Here is a 23,953-nt window from a genome sequence, read left to right as displayed (position 1 = left end):
GTCCTGCCCGGCCGGCGGCGCGGGCTCGGCGGACGCCGCGGGGGGCGTCGCGGGCGCGGGACGCCCGGCCGCGTCGGCGGGCCCCGGTGCGGGAGACCCCGTCTGCGACCTGCCCGCGGACGGAACGGCGGCGCCCTCGTTCTCGGTGCTCACGGTGGTCTCCTCATCAGGTGCATCATCAGGTGCGTCAGTTCGTTCGCGGCCGGGGAGCCGCGTCGGGACAGGCCGGGGCCACGCCTGGACACCTACCCCGACAAGCCTTCCCCATCGCCCGTCAGGCCGCCGTAAGCGGACCCTGTGCGCCGCCGGATGGACGGCCCAGGGCCGGACGGGCGGACGACCGGGCCGACGCGCGAGCCGACCGGACGACCGGGCCGACGCGCGAGCCCATCGGCGGGCAACCGGACAAAGGCCCCATGCGCGATTGTGCCAGGCGATGGCACGATAACGCGGTGACCCATGCGCACCCGGCCCCCGCGTCCCGCCCCGGGCGCCACCCGCTGGCCGTAGTCGCCCACCGCGGCGCGTCCGAGGACGCGCCGGAACACACCCTCGCCGCGTACCGCAAGGCGATCGAGGACGGCGCGGACGCGCTGGAGTGCGACGTACGGCTGACGGCGGACGGACACCTCGTCTGCGTCCACGACCGGCGGATCAACCGCACGTCCAACGGCCGGGGGGCGGTCTCCTCGCTGGAGCTGGCCGACCTGGCGGCGCTCGACTTCGGCTCCTGGAAGGGCCGGGCCTCCGACGCGGAGGCCCCGGACACCGAGGCGCCGGACTCCGACAGCACGGCCGTCCTCACCCTGGAACGCCTCCTCGAACTCGTCGTCGACGCGGACCGCCGCGTCGAGCTGGCCATCGAGACCAAGCACCCCACCCGCTGGGCGGGTCAGGTCGAGGCCAGGCTGCTCGCCCTGCTCGGCCGCTTCGGCCTCGACCGGCCGCCGCCCGGAGAGCCCCCGGCCGTCCGGGTGATGAGCTTCTCCGCCCGTTCGCTGCACCGGATCCGGTCGGCCGCCCCGGCGCTCCCCGCGGTCTACCTGATGCAGTTCGTCTCACCGCGCCTGCGCGACGGCCGTCTGCCGCCGGGGGTCGGCATCGCCGGCCCCAGCATCCGGATCGTCCGCAACCACCCGGGGTACGTGGCACGGCTGCACCGCGCGGGACACCGGGTGCACGTGTGGACGGTCAACGAGGCCGAGGACGTCGAGCTGTGCCTGCGGCTCGGCGTGGACGCGGTGATCACCAACCGGCCGAAGGCGGTGCTCACCCAGCTCGGCCGCCGCTGACCGCGCGAATGAACGCGCGACTGACCATGCGTATGACCGCGCGAAGCGGGGACGTCGGGAAGCGGCGCGTGCCGGGGGCATTCCCCGACGGCCCTTCCGGTCGCGCGCCGTCGGGCACGTCCGCACGCCCCCGCGCCCATCACAGGGTGTGCACCGGCGCGTTCGGTACGTGTTCGGCCGTTCCGAGTGCCCCACCGGGCCCGGAGTGGCCGGTTTCCGGTCCAGTCCATTGGGGCATCCATCCCCTGACGTGGGGCAAAGGAGGTCTCGGGGGTGGCGTTGGTGGTGGCACAGGAGGTGCCCACGTCGTCGGTCATGGCCGTACCCCATGGTCCAGCCGGTGTGGGCGAGGCGAGACACCGGATGCGCGAGGACCTACGGACGAACGGGGTACCGGATCCGGTCATCGACGACGCCGTACTGATCCTCTCGGAACTGCTCAGCAACGCGTACCGGCACGGGCGCCCGCTGAGCCGGGAGCACGGCGCGGCGCAGGGCTACGGCAACGGCGGCGTCCTCGCCGCCTGGCGGGTGGACGAGCGCGGACGGCTCACCGTGGAGGTCACCGACGGCGGCGGGCCGACCCGTCCGTTTCCGGCCACTCCCTCGGTCACGGCCCGCGGCGGCCGCGGGCTCAACATCATCAGCGCGCTGTCCCAGGAGTGGGGCGTACGGGACGCCTCCGGCGAGGTGACCGTTTGGGCCGCGCTCTCCACGCGCGCCGGTTTCGCTACGCGCGTCGACCTCACCCCGGAGCTGGACTTCTCCGATCTGGAGGGACTGATGTGACGGCCCTCGCGACCAACTGACAGCTGCGGCTCGCGCCCCTCCGGCCCGCGCCCGGACCACCCGGACGCCGGAGCAAGGCACGTGGGCACATGCCACGCCCACGGCCTCGCGCGACCCGGAGGAGTCACTCCGGAGGAGCCGCCCAGGAACGGTCAGTTCAGGGTGACCTGACGACTCGTCAACCCGTTGCGGGCCCGCCGCTCGTCCCCGGTCAGGGGCGCCTCGTCGGCCAGGGCGCCGTTCAGCCGCTCCGCGAAGGCCGCGGCGGGCTTCTCGACGTCGGCGGCCCCCACGCCGCCGGGCAGGTCCCAGACGGGCACGGTCAGCCCGTGCGCCCGGAACGAGCCGACGAGACGGGTGCCCTCGCCGAGCGAGGACTCACCGGCCGCGTGCAGCCGCGCGAGCGCGTCCAGCAGCTTCTCCTCCGGGTGGGTCATCACCCAGCGGAGGTGGTTCTTCTCGGGCGTCTCGCACCAGTAGGCGCCCTCGACGCCGGTGAGCCGGACGGTGGGGATCGCGGCGGCGTTCGCCCGCTCCAGGGAGGCGGCGACCTCACCGGTGGCGTTCTCGGCGTTCTCGACCCAGAACTCGAAGCCGGTGTGCACGACGGGCTCGAAGGGCGCCGCCGGGTCCAGCAGGTCCTGCAGCCGCGGCCCTTCGGTCCCGGTACGGGCCCCGGCGACAGGGCTGCCGGGCTCGGCGGTCAGGGCGCGCCGCAAGGTGTCGGCGAGGTCGCGGCTGAGGTCGCCGGTCGCCGTGTCGTTCTGCAGTCCCAGCAGGACGGCGCCGTTGTCACGGCGCAGGGCCGGCCAGGCCATGGGCAGCACGGTCGCCAGGGTCACCGAGGGCACGCCCTCGGGCAGCCCGTCCTTGAGGGTGAGTTCGACGGTCGCGGCGGGCACCAGCTCGCGCAGGGCGACCCAGTCGGCCTCGCCGGGCAGCCCCTCGAAGGGCCGCTGGACCAGCTCGGCCGCGGCGTGCGCGGCCGTGTGGCCGTGGCACGCCTTGTAGCGGCGGCCCGACCCGCACGGGCAGGGCTCGCGGGCACCGACGACGGGGATCGGGCCGTTGACGGCCCGCGGCGTGGCGGCCTTGGTCTGGGGGCGGCGCTTCTTGGCCATGGCGTGCGTGTCTCCCGATCGATGCTTCCGGCTTCCGGACCTCCGGTCACCGGCCTGTCGATTTCCCAGGTTCCGGATTCCGGATCCCCGGTCGCGGGTCTCCGGTCGCCGGATCTCCGGCTTCCAGGACCGGCGTCCGGGATTCCGGCAACCGGCTGGATGCCTCCGGCTCGTACGGGCGCGAGCCTAGCGCCCGGCCGCGCGGACGCCGCCGCACGCATCCGGCCGGGGTCCGCGGGGCGCCCGATCGGGCCCTCGGGCGTCCCGCGGGTCTCCGGCGCATCGCCCTCATCACCCTCATCGTCCGGCTCGTCGACAACGAGGACGCCCGTCGGGTGAAACCCGTCGACGGGAACGCCCTGCCGCCGCACGCATCCGCTCCGGCATCCCGCGGTGAACGTCAACAAGCAAGCCCACGGCCCCCGCGTCGTACGGCTGAACTCCCCTGGCCCGGCTGAAGACGTCACCCGCACTCCGCGTGGCCCCGGCACAAGGCCTTCCCCGGACTCCGCGCGGCGTCGGCCCGCCCCTCCCGGTCCCCCGGACCGCCTCAACCGGAACGCGATCGGGACGACGTCCCGCCCCTGACGGAAGCATCCGTTCCGACGCTCATCGAGCGCCCATCGCGTGACTCCTGTCACAACTCCCGCTGTCAGCCCGGAAATCCGCGTCTAAAAATCCACGATCGAATTTGCGAACCGCCGATCTCTTGTTACCGTTCTAGGAGCCCGGTCGCTGGTGCATCCCCCGTCGCCAGCGATCGGGCGCTTCCATGCCCGGACCCCGCCGGCCCTCGCCGCGGCCCGCCGGGCGCGTCCAGGCCGGCCCCCCTCCGAGCGGCCCGCCCTGCCCCCAACGACTCCGCAGGCCGAGGCCACGACGTTTCTCCTGCCCTGGAACGCCCTGAACGCCTTGGGCGGCGACCACGGCCGCGTCCGCCCGAAAACGCCCGGGAACGCGCGGAGACGACAGGACGAGCCCCTTCCGCCGACCGGAAGCCAACGCTCCGGGCGTCCCCCACTAATCCTCCTCGACGCCCGGCGAGTTGCTGCCGGAGCGGAGGAGCAGCTTCCCCTCGGCCGAAGCGATCTCCGCAACCGCTGTATACGCGCCATGTCCGCGCAACGTCCGCCGGCGGGGGGTCTCACAGGCGTCCGGGGCGCCCGAGGCGGGCATCGGACAGCGCACCTGGAGCGAGCGTCCGTCCGGGGCCATCAGGGTCAGCACCCCGGTAAGCGGATCGTCCGTCCCGTTCCGGTAGTACGTCCGCGCCCAGGTCTCCCCGCCCTCGGTCAGAACGCAGGTCTGGGCCTCCAGGCCGTCGGGGGAGTCGAGTTCGGGGCCGCACTGGGCGGCGTCACGGGGCTCGCCCGGCCCCGCGGGCGGCATCCCGAAGGCCGCGCCCCGCCCGGCACCGTCGCCGGAGCCGTCGGAGGCCCCGCCCACGAGGTCCCCGGCCGCCGCGGCCGCGACCCCGAGGGCGTCCCCGCCGCCCGAGCGGGCGGGAGCCGCACCGGCGCGGCCGCGGGCCGCTTCCTGTTCCGTCTCCGGTCCGGCGTCCGGCCGGCCGGCCGGGCTCACCGGGCCCGCCGTCGCCGCCGCCAGGGGCAGCACGACGGCGAGCGCCACGGCGGCCGCCAGCGCGACCATCCGGAGATTCGCTGCACGTTGCTGGGACACGCCGGGCACACCGGACGCACGCTCCATGGGACCACCTGCGACTCGCCGCGGACACTGGTTGAGGGGGCGGCCTCGGGCGCGCCCCGGCCCGGACCGACGGCGGCCGCACAGGCGCCCGGTTCGAAACCCGCCGTCAACGACCGGCGTTCGACCGGCACGGCTTCCGACGCAGGCCCGGTACCCGAACATAGCGGCCGGTACCCCCGTCCCCCTGCCCATCCCCACCCGATTCCCGCAGTTCTCGGCGCGGCTTGCACCCGTACGAGTGAGAGCGCGTGCGTCTCCCGTCCGTACGCGCTCCCACGGGCGAGCCGCGCCCGAGGCGTGCGGGTCCCGCCGGGGCCTCGACGGAGCGGTGCGCTCCGGGGCCGCGGGGGCCGCTCAGTGCGCCAGTCGGCTGCCGCCGCCCGGCGTTGCCGCGCTCTGCTCGACCAGGACGTCGACCACCGAGGCCACGTCCGGCAGCCACGGCCGGGAACCGCCGTCCACGCCGCCCCGGCCGCCCCCCGCGGCGCCGGTGGCCGCCCGCAGCGCGCGGACCCGTCCGGTGGGCGTGCCGGTGGGCTGCGGCGCCCGTTCCCAGCGCGCGCGGCCGGAGCCCGTGGCGGACGGCGGGAGGACCACGTAGCCGCCGTCGCCGTGGAAGCGCAGCGAGCCGGGCACCCACTCCTGGTTGTGCAGCAGTTCGCCGAGGACTTCCAGCGAGTAGGGCGCGACGAGGAGCGTCCAGCGCGTCGGTGTGGCCACCACGGGGCCGAGGCGCACGCCCGCGCGGTCGAAGGCCGCCAGCGCGCGCGCCCCGGCGATCGCGGGGAGGCTCACGGCGCACGCCGCGCGCCCGCCGGTGGCGAGGACGACGGGGGCCTCGGGCCGGTTGGTCCACCACCAGCGGACCATCCGCGCGTCCGTGGTGGCCGCCAGCAGGCCGGGGTCGAAGGGGTGGGCGCCCGGTACCGCGCACTCCGGGTGGGAGCAGGCGCATTCGCGCACGCGGCCGATGCCGGGCCGGAGGCCCACACCGGGGAGTACGGGCCACTGCCACTCCGTGGCGTAGGTCAGGGCCGCGGTGACCACCGCGGACCGGCCGGGCCGCCGGAGCGAGAGCTTGCGTCGCCTTCCGAGGATCTCGCGCATGAGCGCTCGTTCCTTTCCGTGAACGCCGAAGGTGGGCCCCGGTCGGAGACCAGGGCCGTCAGGGCATTGCATTCGTTGCATGTCACAGCACTGCGTGTCGCATTACATGGCACTACGGGCGCCGCTGCGCGCGGCACTCAACGCGCCGCCGCCCTTCATGGTCGGCGCACCACATGGATCACAGGTCACTGCGCGTACAACGCAGCGCATCACGCCTGGGGCCGAGCGTGAAACATGGCGGAGGGTGGCGCGCGCATGGCGCTTGGTGCTGGGGCCGGTAGCCCCTCGCCCACGGCATGGGTTCCCCCACGCCACTCGGGGACGGGCACGGCCGTTGCCGGGTAAGACGCCCGGGCGTTCCGCCGGGTTCCGGGGCGCCCCCAACTCCCCCTGCCCTTCCTCAAGTACGTACCCACCGCGGTGGCGGTGACGCGCTGTCGAGCACGGCCAGTCGACCGCAATTCGGCGAGCACAGCACTATTTTCCGGCCAACTTCAAAACCCCTCAGACACCATCATTCCCACTGGTCCAATGCTGGACATCCCCTCACCGGGGCGTGTACATGTGGAGTCACCGATAGCGCGCACCACGACAGGGGGTTTGCGGTGCTATTCCATGGAACAAGCAGGCCAACGGGCTGGTCGGCGAAGTCCGCCGAAGCCCTGCGGACGCTCTGCGGAGCGGATCCCGAGGCCGCCTCCGCACGGCACCGCCGGGACAGACGACCATGACCGCGCCCCAGCTCCCGAAAGTGGCCGGAATCGATCCGCCCGTCCCCGCCCCTGCCGCGGCTTCTGCTTCCGCGGCGGCCTCCGGCACCTCCTCCCTCACGGCCCCCATGGGCACTTCCGAGCCCGACGAGCCCACGGATCCAGCCGTTCCCGGGCACCCCCTCGGCCCCCGGAGCCCCGGCCTCCTCGTGCAGGACCGGCTCGCCCGTTGGGTCTCGGACCTCACCGCCCTCCAGGAATTCACCGAACGCCTCACCCGCACCACGGACCTCGACGACGCGCTGCGTGAACTCCTGCAAGCCGGCGCCACTCTGCTCGGCGCCGGGCGGGGTCTGGTCACCCTCCACCCCGTCGACGACTCCGGCCGCACGGCGACCGTCGCCCTCGGGCTCGGCCGCGCCGATCTCGGCCACCTCGAAACCGTCCCGCACGAAACTCCCCCTCCCCCCTCGTCGCACCCGTCGTCCCCCGCGTCTGCCCCCTCCGGCGCCACCCACCCGTACCTCCACCTCCTCGACGACCTACCCCCCGTCGGCTCCCGCTCCGGCACCGCGCGCCCCGACATCCCCGGCGAGGAGGATCTCGACCCCCTGCACCGCGAGGTCGCGGCCCGGCTCGGCTACGCCGCCACCTACGCCGTACCGCTGGACACCGCGGCCGCCGGGGCGACGGAGCACCGGATCGGTGCCGCCGTCTGGCTCTACGACGAACCGGCCGAACCCACCGAACGGCAGCGGCACCTGACCGGGCGCTACCTTTCCCACGCGGCCGAACACCTCGCCCGCCTGCTGGAGCTCGGCCGCACCCGGGACGCCCTGGCGGCGCTCCACGAGGAGCTGCTCCCCGGCCGGCTGCCCCGCGTCGCCGGGATCCGGCTCGCCGTGCGCCACCGCACCGGGCCGCGCGGCGGCGGCGACTGGTACGACGCGCTCCCCCTGCCCGAGGGCGCGCTCGGCCTCGCCGTGGGCGGCATCACCGGCTCGGGCCCCGCGGCCGTCGCGGCGACCGGACGGCTGCGGGCCTCCCTGCGGGCGTACGCGGTGATGGAGGGCGAGGACCCGGTCGCCGTCCTCTCCGACCTCGAACTCCTGCTGCGGCTGACCGAGCCCGCCCGCTCCGCCACGGCGCTCTTCGCCTACTGCGACCCGGCCAGCCGGAAGGTCGTCGTCGCGGCGGCCGGCCACTGCTCGCCGCTGATCATCGGCGATCACCGCACGGAGTATGTGGAGACCTCGCTGTCGGCGCCGCTCGGCATGCTCGCCTGCTGGGAGGCGCCCAGCGTGGAGATCGAACCGGCGCCGGGGGAAACGCTCCTGCTCTACAGCGACGGGCTGCTGCACCGCACCGGCGACGCGATGGACCGGGCCTTCGCCCGGCTGCACGCGGCGGCCGCGAGCGTCCCCCGGGAGGCGCGCCGTGACCCGGACGCCGTGGCCGACCACGTCCTCCGCGCGATCCTGCCGGACGCTATGGATATCGCGGGCGCCCCGGGCGCGTCGTCCGATCGCTCCGCCTCCGACGGGACCAGTGGGACCGGTGGGACCGACCGTTCCGGCGGCCTCGACGGTTACGACGAGCACCGCTCCGGCGAGGACGTCGTCCTCCTGGTTGCCCATTTTGACTGATTTACTGATATTGCAGACCATTTAACCCTGGTCTTACGACTCTCCTCCGGTGCTTTGCCCCCACCTACGATGGAGGGCGGCCCCGTTCGAGGAGGAAAGCATGACCGAGCAGCCCGCGCCCGAGAACCCCGAAGGCGACGAGCCGATCAAGCAGCGGAAGAACGGCCTCTACCCGGGCGTCTCCGACGAGCTTGCCGAGAACATGAAGAGCGGCTGGGCCGACACCGAGCTGCGCGACCTGCGGCCCATACCCCAGGCCCAGGAGACGGCGCGCCGCCGTGCCGGTCTCTCCGCGCGTTTCCCCGGCGAGCGCCTGGTGATCCCGGCGGGCAACCTCAAGACCCGTTCGAACGACACCGAGTACGCCTTCCGCGCCTCGACCGAGTACGCGTACCTCACCGGCGACCAGACGCAGGACGGCGTACTGGTCCTGGAACCGACGGCGGACGGCCACGACGCCACGCTGTACCTGCTGCCGCGCTCGAACCGTGAGAACGGCGAGTTCTGGCTCGACGGCATGGGCGAGCTGTGGGTGGGCCGCCGGAACAGCCTCACCGAGGCCCAGCGGCTCTACGGTCTGCCCTGCGCCGACGTGCGCGAGCTGCCCGCCGCCCTGGCGAAGGCCACCGGACCGGTCCGTGCCGTCCGCGGTCACGACGCCGGCATCGAGGCCGCGCTGACCGACAAGGTCACCGCCGAGCGCGACGAGGAGCTGCGGATCTTCATCAGCGAGCAGCGGCTCGTGAAGGACGCCTTCGAGATCGGCGAGCTGCAGAAGGCCGTCGACTCCACCGTCCGGGGCTTCGAGGACGTCGTGAAGGTCCTCGACAAGGCGGAGGCCACTTCCGAGCGCTACATCGAGGGGACGTTCTTCCTCCGCGCCCGGGTCGAGGGCAATGACATCGGTTACGGCTCCATCTGTGCCGCCGGGCCGCACGCCACCACGCTGCACTGGGTCCGCAACGACGGCCCCGTCCGCTCCGGCGACCTGCTGCTGCTCGACGCGGGTGTGGAGACCCACACCCTCTACACGGCGGACGTGACGCGGACCCTCCCCATCAACGGCGCGTACACCGATCTCCAGCGCAAGATCTACGACGCCGTCTACGAAGCCCAGGAAGCGGGGATCGCCGCGGTCAAGCCGGGCGCCGCGTTCCGCGACTTCCACGACGCCTCCCAGCGGGTCCTGGCGGAGAAGCTGGTGGAGTGGGGCCTGGTCGAGGGCCCGGTCGAGCGCGTCGTCGAACTCGGTCTCCAGCGCCGCTGGACCCTCCACGGCACCGGTCACATGCTCGGCATGGACGTCCACGACTGCGCGGTCGCCCGCACGGAGGCCTACGTGGACGGCGTCCTGGAGCCGGGCATGGTGCTGACCGTCGAGCCCGGCCTCTACTTCCAGGCCGACGACCTGACCGTTCCCGAGGAGTACCGCGGCATCGGCGTCCGCATCGAGGACGACATCCTCGTCACCGAGGACGGCAACCGGAACCTCTCCGCGGGCCTGCCCCGGACGTCCTCCGACGTCGAGGCGTGGATGGCGCGGCTCAAGGGCTGACCTGCAAGGGTTGACCTACCAGGGCTGAGCTCAAGGGCTGGCGTTCGGCCCCCAAGCCGCGCGACGCGCTCCGAACGCCCGCCCCGGACCGGTGATCAACCGGCCCGCGGCGGGCATCTCCCATGGGCCTCTTCTGTGGGTCTCTTCTGCGGGCGCCTTCTGACGGGCGCCCTCTGTTACAGCGTCAGCATCGCGCCACTCGCGACCCGGGTGTCCCGCAGCGGGCGGAGCGCGAGGCGCATGAGGGCGAGGGCGTTGTCGTCCCCGGCGATGCGGTTGGCGCTGAGTTCGCCGCAGGAGAGGCACTGATGGATGATCAGCCACTCCCCGTCCGGGCGTACGGACATGCTCAGTGCCTCCATCCGGCCGCGGCAGGCCGCGGCGCGGTCGCCCGGAGCCCGCTGGTCCACATGCAGGCTGGCCAGGCAGTTCGGACAGTGGTTGCGGTGCGCGGTGCCCGGCGCGTCGAGGGACACACCGAGCCTGCAGCCCAGGCACCGGAAGTCGGCGGCTCTATGGCCGCCCTGTTCGTGCAGGACGTCCTTGTGGCGCTGCGGGCGCCGGGAACGTACCCCGTCACGTGGATTCTTGCGTCGTGGCATGGCCGTCTCCTCCTTTCCCGCGCCGCTCAGAGGTCGCCGAACGCTTCGAGCGGGAAAGGGGGCTGGGCGAGGGGACGGACCGCCATCCGCATCAGGATCAGCTGGTTGTCGTCCGCGCAGACCGGACTGGAGGTGAGCTCGTCGCAGCGCACGCAGCGGTGGATGATCATCCAGTCCCCCGTGCGCAGCACGGCGATCGAGATCGGGCTCATCCGGGCGTGGCACTCCGAGGGGCCGCCCTCGGTGTGGTCGACGACGTGGCGGGAGTGCAGGCAGGACGGGCAGTGGTTGCGCCGGCTGCCGTCGGCCGCGAGGGCGGAGACGGTCAGGCCGCAGCGCACGCAGGTGAAGGTGTCGGTCCTCGCGTAGCCGCCGGGGCGCGGACTGCCGTCCGGGCGGGGGGAGTTGCCCGGCTTCGCCGGGGCGTCGGTCCTGCGGGCATGACTGGTACCGCTCTGACGAGCGTTGTGGTGGGTGGACACCCGGAGTGCTCCTTGCTGGAAGTTCTTGATGGCAGCAGGAGTCGGCCGAGCGGTCCTCGTGGAGAGCCGCGGGCCGCATCACGGCTCGGCGGAGGGCGAGCCGGTGCGAGCGGCTGGGGCACCGGAGGGTCGTCGGAGCACCGCGCGGAGCGGCGGAGGACGGACGTTTACGCGGTGCGGCGAGGCGCGCTCGGCGCGTGCCGGGTCGTCATACAACACCTCTTCCGGAGGGCGGCGGGCGCCCGTTGACGACGGGAGGACCGCGACAACGTAGCAACGGGCCCTTCGCGGGTGCCATCGATTTTTTCGGCGCCGCCGCATGCCGGGAAGGCACTTCAAAGTAAACGCAACTTCAGTGGCGTTAACCCTTGTGTCGACACCCTGGGGTCTGCCATGCTGACGCTTAACGCCACATCCACTGCATTACCTTCCCTGTCCGGGACGTGAACACTCCCTTGAGAAGCTTGAGAAGAGAGGCAAGAGACATGGCCACGATCGTTCTGGTACCCGGCTTCTGGCTCGGCGCGTGGGCGTGGGAGGACGTCGCCCGCGCGTTGCGCGAGAGAGGGCACGACGTCCGCCCGCTCACCCTGACCGGGGTCGCCGAACGGGCCTCGGAGGCGGGGCCCGACGTGAACGTGGAGACCCATATCGCCGACATCGTGCGCACCGTCGAGGACGAGGATCTGCGTGAGGTGGTGCTCGTGGCGCACAGCGGGGCGAACATGCCCGTCACCGGGGCCGCCGACCGTATCCCGGAGCGCATCGCGCGGGTGGTCTACGTCGACAGCGGTCCCCTGCCCGACGGTTGGGCGTTGATCGACTTCCAGGGTCCGGAGGCGGCCGAGCAGGAGCGCGAACAGATCGCCGCGGAGGGGGACGGCCGGTACGTGCCGGTGCCGCCGTTCGATCCGGTGGCCGACCCGGCCGGCCTCGCCGGGCTGACGGCCGAGCAGCTGGCGATACTGCGCGAACGGTGCACTCCGCAGCCGGCGGGCTGTGCCACCCAGCCGCTCGCCCGCCCCCCGGTGCTGCCCGACACGCCGCGCTCGCTGATCGCCTGCACCCTCACTCCGGAAACGGTGCGTTCACTGGCCGCCGGAGGGAACCCGGCCTTCCGACTGATGGAGGATCTGGACCCGCATCACCTGCCCACCGGTCACTGGCCGATGTTCTCCCGCCCGGCGGACCTGGCGGCGCTCCTGGACCGGATCGTCCGATGAGCCGGGCGAAGTCGCCGGGGTCTGCGCACACCCGCGAAGCCCGAGCACATTCGCGAAGAGGGTCCGGCCTCACCCGGCGACCGGATCAGCGCCCTTCCTGGCCCGTGCGTCGACGACCGCATACGGAAGGCCGGGAAGAAGCAGAGCCACCGCGGCCCACAGCGGCAGTGTGAACAGCACCCCGTCGGCGGCCAGCCACCAGGTGAGCAGCCCTGCGGGCAGACCGACGGCGAGAGAGACGGCCCAGGACCTGGTGAAGCCCAGGCGGCCCCGCCGCATCTCCCAGGCGACCGTGATCGTCGCGAAGGCGGCGTAGAAGGCGACGCGGCCGGCGGTCACCGGCACCTGGGTCGTCCGCTGGATCAGACAGGAGAGCAACAGGAAGGAGCCGAGCACGAAACAGGCCATCGACACCGTGCGCAGGGCCCGGCGGGACAGCGGAGCACGTGCCCGCGCCCACGATGCGGCGAACGCCTTGACGTCCTCACCGACGACGTCCCGCGTCGTCCGGCCGGCGGCCTCCGCGTCCTCCAGGTGTGCGGAGAGCTCTGTGAGCATTTCCCGCACGGACGCGTCGTCGACCCCCCGGTACTCCCAGTTGCTACGACAGACCGCGAGTATGTGCTCTTTCGTCATGGCGCACTGTCCCCTGTGGTGGGTGAGGTGTCGGTCAGGACCCGGCCCACCTGCCCGGTGAAGGCGTGCCACACGGCCCGGCCGCCGGCCAGTTCGGCCCGCCCTGCCTCGGTCAGGCGGTAGTACTTGCGCGGGGCGCCGCCGCTGGGCGACGGCGCTCGGTACGAGGAGATGAGCCCCGCCCGCTCCATCCGGGCCAGCAGTGGATAGATGCTGCCTTCGCTCACCAGCTCAAGCCCGCTGCCGGCCAGCGCCTCCACGAACTCGTAGCCGTACCGCGGCCGTTCGGCGATCAGTGACAGCAGACACAGGTCGAGCACTCCGCGCAGGAGCTGACTGCGCCGCTGGTCGCCGATGGCGGGCAGCTCCTTTGTCATGCGGTACAAGATAGCCAGCCAATGCCATGCGCCGCAAGATACTTGCTGTGCAAGACAACGGCCCCCGGACGGCGCCCTGCTCCCCCGTCCTTGCCTCGGTCAGGACGCCTTCAGGAGGGCGTCCTCGCGCCACTTGAGGATCTTGTCGAAGGTGACCACCGCGCCCTGCCGTCCCGGGCGGTTGCGGACGTGGACGTTGTCGGTGAGGGACTCGATGAGGAAGAGGCCCCGTCCGTGTTCGTCGTGGACGGGGGCCGGGGTCCGCGCTTCTGTGCGACGCGGGAGGCGGCGGCGTTCGCGGAGGCTCGTGGGGCCGGTGAAGCCGGGGCCGGAGTCGGTGACCTCGATGCGGCAGGTGTCCCCGTCGATGCAGGCGGTCACGCGGTAGCCGGTGGAGGAGTCACCGCCGTGCTCCACGGCGTTCGCACACGCCTCGCTGAGGGCCACGGCCAGGTCATAAGCCGTCTCGGGATCGACACCGGCCGTCTCCATCGCACCGACCAGCAGCCGCCTGGCGAGCGGAACGCTCGCAGCCTCGCGCCGCAAGTGGAGTGACCACCAAATGCTCATGCTCAGCCTCCTGGCTGCGGCTCGACATACCGATACCTATAGCCGTGCGCGACAGGTGGTAAGCCTGCCGGGCGTGTGAGTCCGCTCATTCGGCGGATGCGTCCGGACGGCGCATTGGGGTATGCGGGCCCACCCTGCCGTGGGGAGGGGGTGGGTCCGGTGGGATGATGACGCAGCCATGCCTCACCCCGTCGCGCGCGCCGGCGCCGATCTGCGACTGACCCGGGCCGCGGTGTTCACCGCGGTCTGCGTTCTGCTGTCCGCGGTCGGGCACGCGCTGGCGTCCTGTGCGGCCGTGCCGGTGTGGACGCTGGCCGCGGGGTTCGCGGCGGTGTTCGCGCTCGTCGCGCCGCTGGCGGGGCGGGAGCGCTCGCTGCCCGGGATCGCGGTGTGCCTGGCCGTGGGCCAGGTGGCTCTGCACGCCCTGTTCGCCCTGGGCCAGCGGGGCCCGGAGGCCGTACCGCGGCGGTCCGGTCACGACGGTCCCCTGGTCTCCTTCGCGGGCCGGCTGCTCTGCAACGCGCGGCCCCCCGCGTCCCCGGCCGAGGCGCGCCGGATCCTCACCGACGCCGGGCTCGACCCGGCTGCAGCCCAAGGGGCCCAAGGAATCCAAGGGGCTCAAGGGGCCCACGGTGCACAGGGGAACGCGTCCGGGGTGCTGGAGGGTGTGGCACACGCCCTGACGCCCTCGCTGCCGATGCTGCTCGGCCATGTCCTCGCGGCCCTGGCCGTCGGCTGGTTGCTGCGGCGCGGCGAGGTGGCGCTGTGGCGGGTGGTGCGGCTGTCGGCACAGCCCGCCCGCGCCCTCGCGGAGGCGGCGTTCGTCCGGGCGCTGCGCGCCGCGTCGGTGCTCGTCCGCGTCCTGTCGGCCGGCACCGTCCGGGAGCAGGCCGTCCCGGCGCGCCGGACGTCCGGGGACGAGGCGCGCCCGGCGCGCGAGCCGGAGCTCCAGCACTTCGTGATCAGGCGGGGCCCGCCGCGGTTCGCCCTCGCGGCCTGAGCACACGACGCACTCCGCGTTACGGCGGGAGGGCGGACGTGTGGTGGCCGCACGCGCGCCATCACATCCGCCCCCTCCTGCCCAAGGAGTGTTTCCGCATGAACATCAACACCGCGCTCCCCTCGCGTCCCTCGTCCACCCGTCGCGGCCGGCTCGGCCGGCTGGCCGTCGTCGGCGCCGCCGCCGCGAGCGGGGTGCTGCTGCTCGCCGGGCCCGCCTCGGCACACGTCAGTGTCCAGCCGGGCACCGCCGAGAAGGGCGGCTACAGCACCATCTCGATCAAGGTCCCGAACGAGAAGGACAACGCCTCGACGGTCAAGCTGGAGCTGGACCTCGATCCCAAGCACCCACTGGTCTCGGTGATGCCACAGGCGGTACCGGGCTGGGACGTGAAGGTCGAGAAGACCAAGCTCGACAAGCCGGTGCAGATGCACGGCAAGTCCATCGACGAGGCCGTCACCAAGGTCGTCTGGACCGGCGGCAAGATCGAGCCCGGCCGGTTCCAGCAGTTCCCGCTGTCGGTCGGGCAGCTGCCCACCGACGCCGACGAGCTCGTCTTCAAGGCGCTCCAGACCTACTCCGACGACGACGTGGTCCGCTGGATCGACCCGTCCAAGCCGGGCGGTGAGGAGCCCGAGCACCCGGCTCCCGTGCTCAAGCTCGTCGACAAGGCGCCGGCCGGCGGCAAGGCGGACGGTGCCGACGAGAAGAACGGCAAGGACGCCACCACCCAGGCCGCGGCCTCGGACGACGACGGTGGTTCCTCCGACACCACCGCGCGCGTCCTCGGCATCGTGGGCATCGTCGTCGGCGTGGCGGGCGTCGCCTTCGGCGTCCTCGCCGGCCGTCGTCGCACCGCGGCCTGACGTACGGAACGGCCAGGGCCGGCGACCGCACCGGGCGGACCGCCGGCCCCCATCCCCCGAACCCACCCCTGGAGAAGCACTCCATGCGCATGCGCACCAAGACCGCGAGCACGGTGCTGGCCCTCGCCGCCGCGCTCACCCTGTCGGCCTGCGGCGGTTCCGACGAGAAGGCGGACGACAAGCCGATCGCCGATGTGTCCGGCGGGGAGCCGAAGAAGTCCCCGCTGACGCTGGACATCGCGAAGGCCAAGCCCGACCTCGTCCTGAAGGACACCGCCAACAAGAAGTACGAGCTGGTCAAGGAGACCGCGGGCCGCCCCGTGCTGCTCTACTTCGGCTACACCTACTGCCCCGACGTCTGCTCGACCGTGGTCTCCGACATGGCCGCCGCCGCGAAGAAGCTGCCGCAGGCCGAGCGCGACCGGCTGCGGATCGTCTTCGTCACCACCGACCCCGACCGGGACACCCCGGAGCGGATGCGGAAGTGGCTCGACGCCCAGGGCGGCCAGGACATCGTCGGTCTGACCGGCTCGTTCGACACCATCCAGGCGGCGGCCAAGCCGCTGGGCATCCTGGTGGACAAGGCCAAGAAGGAGAAGGACGGCTCCGTCACCGTCAGCCACGGGGCCCAGGTCGTCGGCTTCTCGCCCAAGGACGACAAGGGCCACTGGCTCTACACGGCCGAGACCACCGCGGACCAGTACGCCAAGGGCCTCCCCAAGATCGTCAAGGGGGAGAACCCCTGATGCGCAAGTCCACCGTCGCCGCGGCGGCGGCCCTTCCGCTGGTGCTGGCCGGCGCGCTCGTGCTGGTCACGGGCTGCGGCTCCGGCTCCTCGGACAAGCCCGAACTGTCGGTGAGCGGCGCCTACATGCCGCGCCCGGCGATGCAGGACATGGCCGCGGCGTACTTCACCGTCAAGAACGAGGGCGGGAAGGCGGACCAGCTCACCAAGGTCACCACACCGCTCTCCCGCGACGTCACCCTGCACACCACCGAGGGCTCGCGGATGAAGCACGCCGAGCGGCTGGACGTCCCGGCGAACGGCGATCTGTCCCTCTCCCACGGCGGCACCCATCTGATGCTCGGCAAGCTGGAGCACCGGCCCGCGGTGGGCGAGAAGGTCGAGTTCACGCTGCACTTCGCCACGTCCGCACCGGTGAAGATCCAGGTGCCGGTCGAGAGCGCGTCGTACCGGCCCGGGGACTGACGCACGATGAGCACCCCGACCGCCGGGCGGCTCGCGGCCCTGCTGGGCACGCTGGCCGCCGCCCTGATGTGCGTGCTGACCGTCGGCGCGGGCACCGCGTCGGCGCACGCCGCGCTCACCTCCACCGATCCCCGGCAGGGGTCGGTGGTGCCGTCCGCGCCCCGCCAGGTCCGGCTCACCTTCTCCGAGGGAGTGCTGCTCGGCGCGGACTCGGTACGGGTCCTGGACCCGAAGGGCGCCCGCGTCGACGACGGCCGGCCCGCGCATGTCGACGGCCGGTCCGAGACGGCCGCCGTCACCCTGCGGACCGGGATCGCCGACGGCACGTACACGGTGGCGTGGCAGGCGGTCTCCGCCGACAGCCACCCGGTGGCGGGGGCCTTCACCTTCTCCGTCGGCGCGCCCTCGGCGACCACGGTGAAGGCGGCGGTCAACGGGACGGACCCGGCGGTCGGGACGCTCTACGACCTCGCCCGGTACACGGCGTACGCGGGGTTCACGCTGCTCGTCGGCGCCTGTGTCTTCGCCGCCGTGTGCCATGCCACACGCGGGGTGCAGAAGGTCGCGGTCGGCGGCTGGGTGGCGTTGTTCCTGTCCACGGCGGTGCTGTTGCTGCTGCGCGGCGCCTATACGGGCGGCAGGGGGCTGGGCTCCGTCCTCGACCTGTCGCTGCTGGGGGACGCGCTCTCGACCAAGCCGGGGGCGGCCATGCTCTCCCGGCTGCTGCTGCTCAGCGCCGCGGCGGTGGTCCTCGCCCTGGTGTTCGGCACGCCCGTCCGCGAGGGCGGCAGGATCGCCGGGGGACGCCGGGGAGCCGCCTGGGGCCTGGGCATCGGCGGTGGCGTCGTCGCCGCGGGCCTCGCGACGACCTGGGCGGCGGCCGAACACGCGTCGGCCGGCATCCAGCCGTGGCTGGCCATGCCCGTCGACGTGCTCCACCTGCTCGGTGTCGGCGTGTGGCTGGGCGGGCTGGCCGCCCTGCTCATCGCGCTGCGGGCGGACGTGCCGCCGACGGGCGGCGCGGTCCGCCGGTTCTCCCGGCTGGCCTTCGCCGCCGTGTGCGTCCTGGTCGCGACCGGGCTCTACCAGGCCTGGCGGCAGGTCGGCAGCTGGGACGCGCTGACCGGTACGGAGTACGGGCGCTGGCTGCTGGTCAAGGCCGGTCTGGTCGTCGTCATGGTCGTCCTCGCGTCGTTCTCGCGGCGCTGGACGGCCCGGCTCACCGACCGGGCGCCGGCCAGGAAGCCGCGGCAGAAGACCGGGTCCGAGGGGCCCGGGGCGAAGGGCGCCGGGGCGAAGGAGGCCGGCGGCTCGCCCGAGCGGGCTGCGCAACTCGCCCGGCAGCGGGCCGCGATGGACAGGGCGGCCGGGCGGCGGCAGCGCGACGCGGACCCGGGCCGCTCCGGCCTGCGCCGGGCCGTACTCGCCGAGTCCGCGGTGGCCGTGGTGCTGCTCGCGGTCACCACCGTGCTCACCACCACCCAGCCCGGCCGTGCCGAGACCGAACAGCGGCAGGCGGGCCGCCGGGCCACCGGCGAGGCGCCCGCCGCCGGGCCCGCCGAGGCGCGGATCGCCTACGACACCGGGGGCAAGGACGGCCGCGGCACGGCGCGGATCACCGTCGCTCCCGGGCGCTCCGGCGCCAACACCGTCGACGTCGCGCTCACGGACCCCGCCGGGCGGCCGGTGGACGTCCCCGAGGTGACGGTTTCGTTCACCGAGAAGGAGAAGAGCATCGGTCCGCTGCGGGCGCCCCTGGAGCGCCTGTCGGCCGGCCGGCTGCGCGCCTCCGGATTCCAGCTGCCCATGGCGGGCCGGTGGCAGCTCACCCTGACCGTACGGACCTCCGAGATCGACCAGGTCACCGAGATCGAAGACGTGAACATCAACTGATGGCTGAGACTTCCGGCAAGACGACTTCCGGCACGACGCAGAGGACCACGCAGAAGAAGCGGCGGGAGGAGGAAGAGAAGAAGCTGTCCCGGCGGCGGCTGCTCGGCACCGCCGGTGCCGTGGGCGCCGGCGGGCTCGTCGCGGGCAGCCTGGCCGGGGCGTCGGTCGCCGAGGCGGTGCGCAAGGACGCGGAACCGCTGTCCGGCGTCGGCTCCGCCGCCGTCCCGTTCCACGGCGCGCACCAGGCGGGCATCGCCGACCCCGTACAGGCCCACGGCCACCTGGTGGCCTTCGACCTGGCGCCCGGCGCCGACCGCAAGGCCGCCGCCGCACTGCTCAGACGCTGGTCGGCGACGGCGGCGGAGCTGGCGGAGGGCCGGGCCCCCAAGGGGGACGACACCGGCATCGCGCTGGACGCGGGACCGTCCTCGCTGACCGTCACCTTCGGATTCGGCCGCACCTTCTTCGACCGGACGGGACTGAAGGACCGGCGCCCCGCGGCCCTCGAACCGCTGCCCGCCTTCACCCAGGACGCGCTCGACCCCAGGCGCAGCGACGGCGACCTCTGGGTGCAGATCGGCGCCGACGACACGCTGGTCGCCTTCCACGCCCTGCGGCTGCTGCAGAAACAGGCCGGGGACGCGGTCCGGCTGCGCTGGCAGATGAACGGCTTCAACCGCGCGCAGGGCGCCACCCCGCGGCCGATGACCCAGCGCAACCTGATGGGCCAGATCGACGGCACCAACAACCCCAAGCCGTCGGACGACACCTTCGACACCCGGGTGTTCGTGCCGTCGGACCACAAGGGCGCCGACGCCTGGATGGCGGGCGGCTCGTACGCGGTGGTGCGGCGCATCCGCATGCTGCTGGACAGCTGGGACAACCTGTCGCTGGAGCGGCAGGAGAGGGTGATAGGCCGCCGCAAATCGGACGGCGCCCCGCTGTCCGGCGGCACGGAGACGACGCCCGTGGACCTGGAGAAGATCGGACCGGACGGCGCGCTGGCGATCGCCGGTGACGCCCATGTCCGGGTCGCCGCACCGGAGTCCAACCGGGGGGCGGCGATGCTGCGACGCGCCTTCTCGTACCACGACGGCTACCGGGACGACGGCGCACCGGACGCCGGGCTGCTGTTCGTCGCCTGGCAGGCGGACCCGATGAAGGGGTTCGTGCCGGTGCAGCGGAAGCTGGACCGGGGGGACGGGCTGTCGCGCTTCCTGAAGCACGAGTCGAGCGGGCTGTTCGCGGTGCCCGGCGGCTGCGCGGAGGGCGAGTACGTGGGGCAGCGGCTGCTGGAGGGTTAGCCCCCACCGCCGATGGGAAGCCGTGGAGCCGGGGTGCCCCCTCCGGGGAGGGTCGGGGGCACCCCCCACGTGCTCGGTATCGTGGCGGGAGCCCGCTCACCGCAGCGGACCGTCCGGAGGAGTATCGCGTGATGTCGGCCAGCCGCTACACCTACCTCGGTCCCGAAGGCACCTTCACCGAGGCCGCGCTGCGCACGCTCCCCGAGGCGGCCACGCGGGAGCTCGTGCCCATGGTCTCCGTCCCGGCGGCGCTGGACGCCGTGCGCGGCGGCGAGGCCGCGGCGGCCCTGGTGCCCATCGAGAACTCGGTGGAGGGCGGCGTCACCGCGACGCTCGACGAACTCGCCACCGGCGCCCCGCTGATGATCTACCGCGAGGTGCTGCTGCCGATCGCGTTCGCCCTGCTCGTCCGGCCGGGCACCGGGCTGGCGGACGTCAGGACGGTGACCGGACACCCGGTCGCGCAGCCGCAGGTACGCAAGTGGCTGGCGGCACACCTGCCGGACGCGCGGTGGGAGTCGGCGGCGTCGAACGCCGACGGGGCCCGGCTGGTGCGGGAGGGCCGCTACGACGCGGCGTTCGCGGGCGAGTTCGCGGCCGCGACGTACGGGCTGGAGCCGCTGGTCACCGACATCCACGACGCGAAGAACGCGGAGACCCGGTTCGTGCTGGCGGGGCGGCCCGCGCGGCCCGCGGCCCGGACCGGCGCCGACCGGACGTCCCTGGTCGTGTGGCTCCGCGACGACCACCCCGGTGCGCTGATGGAGCTGCTGCAGGAGTTCTCCGCGCGCGGGGTCAACCTGACGTGGATCGAGTCGCGTCCGACCGGTGAGGGCATGGGGCGGTACTGCTTCTCCATCGACTGCGAGGGGCACATCACCGACCGGCGGGTGGCCGAGACCCTGATGGGGCTGAAGCGGATCTGCCCGAACGTGCGGTTCCTCGGCTCGTACCCGCGGGCGGGGGGCGAGGCGGACGGGCCTTCCGGCGCGGCCTCCCGGCCCGGGACGTCGGACGCCGACTTCGTCGCGGCGGCGGAGTGGCTGGCGCGCTGCCAGGACGGGCGGGCCTGAGGACATCGGCGGGCCGTCGGGGGATCACCCGGGTGGCCGTCCACAGAGTTATCCACAGGGTGCGTCGATCCTGGGGATAAGTCGACAGAGTCAGGCCCAGGCAAGGGTTACGAATCGGTCAACGTCGACAAATCTCTCTAGCAATCCACGCCCTCGTCCACAGCTCCCCCCGCCGGCCCCCAGCCCTGGCCACAGCCCCACCCGTCAGCCAAAACGGCTCGAACAACCCTTAAGGGCGGGAAATCTCCACCCGAAAGAGTGCCCGGCCAAGGTTTATACGTCAGAAAGCCACCAAAGGATGGCCGATAACGAAAACGGGCGGAAGATCGACTTCCGGCATCCACAGATTTCACGCACACCCTGTGGACAACAAACCGGAACCACTCGTTCCTGTGGACAACTGACGCCCTCATTGACTCCGTATGCCGATTCGTCGACGCACCGCCGTTAGGCGGCGATTCACAGCGCCTCGCGACGGCTCGCGGCGGCTCACGGCGAATCGCGACGACTCACGGCGAATCAGCAATTTCACCCGATGTGCACCCGGAGTTTTCCACTCTTCCGTAATTACCCTCAGAAACACCTGAAAACGGCTCGAACTGGACAAATCCCACCGAAGAGGAATATCGCGTCGAGTGATCGCAGCAGTCAACGGTAGCCTGGTGGGGTGATTGACCTTCGCCTGCTTCGTGAGGACCCCGACCGTGTGCGCGCCTCCCAGCGTGCCCGTGGAGAGGACGTCGACGTCGTCGACGCACTGCTCTCCGCCGACGAGCGGCGCAGGTCGTCCGGCGTCCGCTTCGACGAACTCCGCTCCGAGCAGAAGGCGCTCGGCAAGCTGATCCCCAAGGCCGTCGGCGATGAGAAGGCCGCGCTGCTGAAGAAGGCCGGCGAGCTGTCCGCCGCCGTCAAGGCCGCCGACGCCGAGCAGGACGAGGCCGCGGCCGAGGCCCAGCGCCTCCTGCTGAGCATCGGCAACATCGTCCACCCCGACGTACCGCGCGGCGGCGAGGACGATTTCGTCGTCCTGGAGACCGTCGGCACCCCCCGCGACTTCGCCGCCGAGGGCTTCGAGCCCAAGGACCACCTGGAGCTCGGCCAGGCGCTCGGCGCGATCGACGTCGAGCGCGGCGCCAAGGTCTCGGGCTCGCGCTTCTACTACCTGACCGGCGTCGGCGCGCTGCTGGAGCTCGCCCTCGTCAACGCCGCCATCGCGCAGGCCACCGCGGCCGGCTTCACCCCGATGCTCACCCCCGCGCTGGTCAAGCCACGCGCCATGGAGGGCACCGGCTTCCTCGGCCAGGCCGCGCAGGACGTGTACCACCTGGAGAAGGACGACTTCTACCTGGTCGGGACGTCCGAGGTGCCGCTCGCGGCGTACCACATGGACGAGATCCTGGAGGCCGACAAGCTGCCGCTGCGCTACGCGGGCTTCTCGCCCTGCTTCCGCCGCGAGGCCGGCACGTACGGCAAGGACACCCGGGGCATCTTCCGCGTCCACCAGTTCGACAAGGTGGAGATGTTCTCGTACATCGCGCCGGAGGAGGCCGAGGCGGAGCACGCGCGGCTGCTGGAGTGGGAGAAGCAGTGGCTGACCGCCCTGGAGCTGCCCTTCCAGGTGATCGACACCGCCACGGGTGACCTGGGCGCCTCCGCGTCCCGGAAGTTCGACTGCGAGGCGTGGATCCCCACCCAGGGCAAGTACCGCGAGCTGACCTCCACCTCCAACTGCGACGAGTTCCAGGCACGCCGTCTGTCCGTCCGGATGCGCGACGGCAAGAACGTCCGCCCGCTCGCCACGCTGAACGGCACGCTGTGCGCGGTGCCGCGCACGATCGTCGCGCTGCTGGAGAACCACCAGCAGGCCGACGGCACGGTCCGGGTGCCCGAGGTGCTCCGGCCGTACCTGGGCGGGCGCGAGGTCCTGGAGCCGGTCGCCAAGTGACGACACCGCCCCCGTACCGCCTCGTCGCCACCGACCTCGACGGGACGCTGCTGCGGTCCGACGAGACCGTCTCCGAGCGCACCCGCGCCGCCCTCGGCCTGGCCGCGGCGGCCGGGGCCGCGCACATCGTCGTCACCGGCCGGCCCGTGGCGTGGACCAAGCACATACTGGACGCGCTGGACTACCGGGGGCTCGCGGTGTGCGGGCAGGGCGCGCAGGTCTACCACGCCGGTGAGCACCGGCTGCTGACCTCGGTCACCCTCGACCGGCGGGTGGCCGCGCTGGCGGTGGAGAAGGTCGAGGCGGAGACCGGCCGGCTGCACCTGGCCGCCTCCCGGGACGGCCTCGACGGCGACCTGCTGATCACGCCCGGCTACCGCGTCCTGGAGGGCCCGCGCCCGCCGGTGCCGGTGACGGACCGGTCGGAGCTGTGGGCCGAGCCGCTCAACAAGCTCTACCTCCAGCACCCCGAGCTCGACGACGACGCCCTCGCGGAGGCCGCCAGGACCGCCGCGGGCGGGCTCGTGGACGTCACGATGGCCGGGGCCGGCATCGTCGAGCTGCTGCCGCTCGGGCTGAGCAAGGCCACCGGCCTCTCGCTGGCCGCGCGGCGGCTCGGGGTGAAGGCCGCCGACACGATCGCCTTCGGCGACATGCCGAACGACATCCCGATGTTCGCCTGGGCCGGGTACGGCGTGGCCATGGCCGGCGCGCACCCGGAGCTCAAGGCCGTCGCCGACGAGATCAGCGCCTCGAACGACGAGGACGGGATCGCGGTCGTCGTCGAGCGGCTCTTCGGCTGAACGACGCTCCTCGACTGGACGACGCTCCTCGGCCGGGCCGGG

At 72.9% G+C, this 23,953-nt stretch carries 21 protein-coding genes and 1 pseudogene; 14 read left to right on the top strand and 8 right to left on the bottom strand.

Annotated features, from left to right (window positions below):
- Positions 1-452 precede the first annotated feature (452 nt).
- Together HN013_RS08975 and HN013_RS08970 are read left to right on the top strand one after the other, a co-directional pair.
- Positions 453-1,292 (top strand): glycerophosphodiester phosphodiesterase, encoded by an 840-nt coding sequence (locus tag HN013_RS08975; protein WP_171164886.1) that lies wholly within the window; start codon positions 453-455, stop codon positions 1,290-1,292.
- A 186-nt stretch (positions 1,293-1,478) separates the two neighbouring features.
- Positions 1,479-2,081, top strand: a pseudogene (locus HN013_RS08970) (ATP-binding protein).
- A 152-nt stretch (positions 2,082-2,233) separates the two neighbouring features.
- Here the strand turns inward: HN013_RS08970 and HN013_RS08965 are convergent.
- The 3 genes from HN013_RS08965 to HN013_RS08955 all read right to left on the bottom strand — a co-directional run bounded on the left by HN013_RS08965 (position 2,234) and on the right by HN013_RS08955 (position 6,016).
- The gene (locus HN013_RS08965) at positions 2,234-3,202 is read right to left on the bottom strand and encodes a DUF5926 family protein (RefSeq protein ID WP_171164884.1); all 969 of its coding nucleotides are present in this window, start codon (positions 3,200-3,202) and stop codon (positions 2,234-2,236) included.
- A 1,020-nt stretch (positions 3,203-4,222) separates the two neighbouring features.
- Positions 4,223-4,909 carry a hypothetical protein gene (locus tag HN013_RS08960; protein ID WP_249374841.1) on the bottom strand — a complete coding sequence of 229 codons (687 nt, stop codon included), beginning with the start codon at positions 4,907-4,909 and terminating at the stop codon, positions 4,223-4,225.
- A gap of 354 nt (positions 4,910-5,263) precedes the next feature.
- Complete coding sequence (locus HN013_RS08955; protein ID WP_171164880.1) at positions 5,264-6,016, bottom strand: bifunctional DNA primase/polymerase; 753 nt, start codon at positions 6,014-6,016, stop codon at positions 5,264-5,266.
- A 727-nt stretch (positions 6,017-6,743) separates the two neighbouring features.
- Here HN013_RS08955 and HN013_RS08950 point away from each other — a divergent pair.
- Both HN013_RS08950 and HN013_RS08945 read left to right on the top strand, forming a co-directional pair.
- Complete coding sequence (locus tag HN013_RS08950; protein ID WP_171164879.1) at positions 6,744-8,372, top strand: PP2C family protein-serine/threonine phosphatase; 1,629 nt, start codon at positions 6,744-6,746, stop codon at positions 8,370-8,372.
- Between the two features lie 100 nt (positions 8,373-8,472).
- On the top strand, positions 8,473-9,927 hold the full coding sequence (locus tag HN013_RS08945) for an aminopeptidase P family protein (protein WP_171164878.1): 1,455 nt from the start codon (positions 8,473-8,475) through the stop codon (positions 9,925-9,927).
- A gap of 176 nt (positions 9,928-10,103) precedes the next feature.
- Here HN013_RS08945 and HN013_RS08940 read toward each other — a convergent pair whose 3' ends face one another.
- Positions 10,104-10,529 (bottom strand): RNHCP domain-containing protein, encoded by a 426-nt coding sequence (locus HN013_RS08940; protein ID WP_171164877.1) that lies wholly within the window; start codon positions 10,527-10,529, stop codon positions 10,104-10,106.
- A gap of 26 nt (positions 10,530-10,555) precedes the next feature.
- Entirely contained in the window at positions 10,556-11,011 is a 456-nt protein-coding gene (locus HN013_RS08935) for an RNHCP domain-containing protein (protein ID WP_171164876.1), read from the bottom strand.
- Positions 11,012-11,496: 485 nt separating this feature from the next.
- On the opposite strand from HN013_RS08935, the gene HN013_RS08930 reads away from it, so the two are divergent.
- Positions 11,497-12,234, top strand: a complete 738-nt coding sequence (locus tag HN013_RS08930; RefSeq protein ID WP_171164875.1) for an alpha/beta fold hydrolase — start codon at positions 11,497-11,499, stop codon at positions 12,232-12,234.
- 69 nt (positions 12,235-12,303) lie between these two features.
- Here the strand turns inward: HN013_RS08930 and HN013_RS08925 are convergent, their stop codons facing one another.
- The 3 genes from HN013_RS08925 to HN013_RS08915 form a co-directional block, all read right to left on the bottom strand.
- Positions 12,304-12,870 carry a hypothetical protein gene (locus HN013_RS08925; protein ID WP_171164874.1) on the bottom strand — a complete coding sequence of 189 codons (567 nt, stop codon included), beginning with the start codon at positions 12,868-12,870 and terminating at the stop codon, positions 12,304-12,306.
- Complete coding sequence (locus HN013_RS08920; protein ID WP_171164869.1) at positions 12,867-13,247, bottom strand: PadR family transcriptional regulator; 381 nt, start codon at positions 13,245-13,247, stop codon at positions 12,867-12,869. Before HN013_RS08920 ends, HN013_RS08925 begins: the two co-directional genes overlap by 4 nt.
- A 99-nt stretch (positions 13,248-13,346) precedes the next feature.
- Positions 13,347-13,817 carry an ATP-binding protein gene (locus tag HN013_RS08915; protein WP_171164867.1) on the bottom strand — a complete coding sequence of 157 codons (471 nt, stop codon included), beginning with the start codon at positions 13,815-13,817 and terminating at the stop codon, positions 13,347-13,349.
- Positions 13,818-13,995: 178 nt separating this feature from the next.
- Here HN013_RS08915 and HN013_RS08910 point away from each other — a divergent pair, with 178 nt between their 5' ends.
- The 9 genes from HN013_RS08910 (at position 13,996) to HN013_RS08870 (ending at position 23,911) form a co-directional block, all read left to right on the top strand.
- The gene (locus tag HN013_RS08910) at positions 13,996-14,817 is read left to right on the top strand and encodes a hypothetical protein (protein WP_171164865.1); all 822 of its coding nucleotides are present in this window, start codon (positions 13,996-13,998) and stop codon (positions 14,815-14,817) included.
- A 98-nt stretch (positions 14,818-14,915) separates the two neighbouring features.
- A complete protein-coding gene (locus HN013_RS08905) occupies positions 14,916-15,683 on the top strand; it encodes a YcnI family protein (protein WP_171164864.1) in 768 nt (255 codons plus the stop codon).
- Positions 15,684-15,772: 89 nt separating this feature from the next.
- Positions 15,773-16,429, top strand: a complete 657-nt coding sequence (locus HN013_RS08900; RefSeq protein WP_398978934.1) for an SCO family protein — start codon at positions 15,773-15,775, stop codon at positions 16,427-16,429.
- The gene (locus HN013_RS08895; RefSeq protein WP_171164860.1) at positions 16,429-16,893 is read left to right on the top strand and encodes a copper chaperone PCu(A)C; all 465 of its coding nucleotides are present in this window, start codon (positions 16,429-16,431) and stop codon (positions 16,891-16,893) included. The genes HN013_RS08900 and HN013_RS08895 overlap by 1 nt, the downstream gene beginning before the upstream one ends.
- 6 nt (positions 16,894-16,899) lie before the next feature.
- Positions 16,900-18,786 (top strand): FixH family protein, encoded by a 1,887-nt coding sequence (locus HN013_RS08890; RefSeq protein WP_171164858.1) that lies wholly within the window; start codon positions 16,900-16,902, stop codon positions 18,784-18,786.
- The gene (gene efeB / locus HN013_RS08885) at positions 18,786-20,090 is read left to right on the top strand and encodes an iron uptake transporter deferrochelatase/peroxidase subunit (RefSeq protein ID WP_171164856.1); all 1,305 of its coding nucleotides are present in this window, start codon (positions 18,786-18,788) and stop codon (positions 20,088-20,090) included. The genes HN013_RS08890 and efeB overlap by 1 nt, the downstream gene beginning before the upstream one ends.
- 131 nt (positions 20,091-20,221) lie before the next feature.
- Complete coding sequence (gene pheA, locus HN013_RS08880) at positions 20,222-21,163, top strand: prephenate dehydratase (RefSeq protein ID WP_171164920.1); 942 nt, start codon at positions 20,222-20,224, stop codon at positions 21,161-21,163.
- A gap of 667 nt (positions 21,164-21,830) precedes the next feature.
- Positions 21,831-23,108 carry a serine--tRNA ligase gene (serS, locus tag HN013_RS08875; RefSeq protein WP_171164854.1) on the top strand — a complete coding sequence of 426 codons (1,278 nt, stop codon included), beginning with the start codon at positions 21,831-21,833 and terminating at the stop codon, positions 23,106-23,108.
- Positions 23,105-23,911, top strand: coding sequence for an HAD family hydrolase (locus HN013_RS08870; RefSeq protein ID WP_171164853.1), 807 nt, complete (start codon positions 23,105-23,107; stop codon positions 23,909-23,911). The genes serS and HN013_RS08870 overlap by 4 nt, the downstream gene beginning before the upstream one ends.
- The last annotated feature ends 42 nt before the right edge of the window (positions 23,912-23,953 follow it).

This window comes from Streptomyces sp. I05A-00742 (assembly GCF_013055795.1).
In the GTDB taxonomy this organism is placed as follows: Bacteria; Actinomycetota; Actinomycetes; order Streptomycetales; family Streptomycetaceae; genus Streptomyces.
Note: the sequence above shows the minus strand (reverse complement) of the source record. Positions and strands in the feature narration are given on the sequence as shown.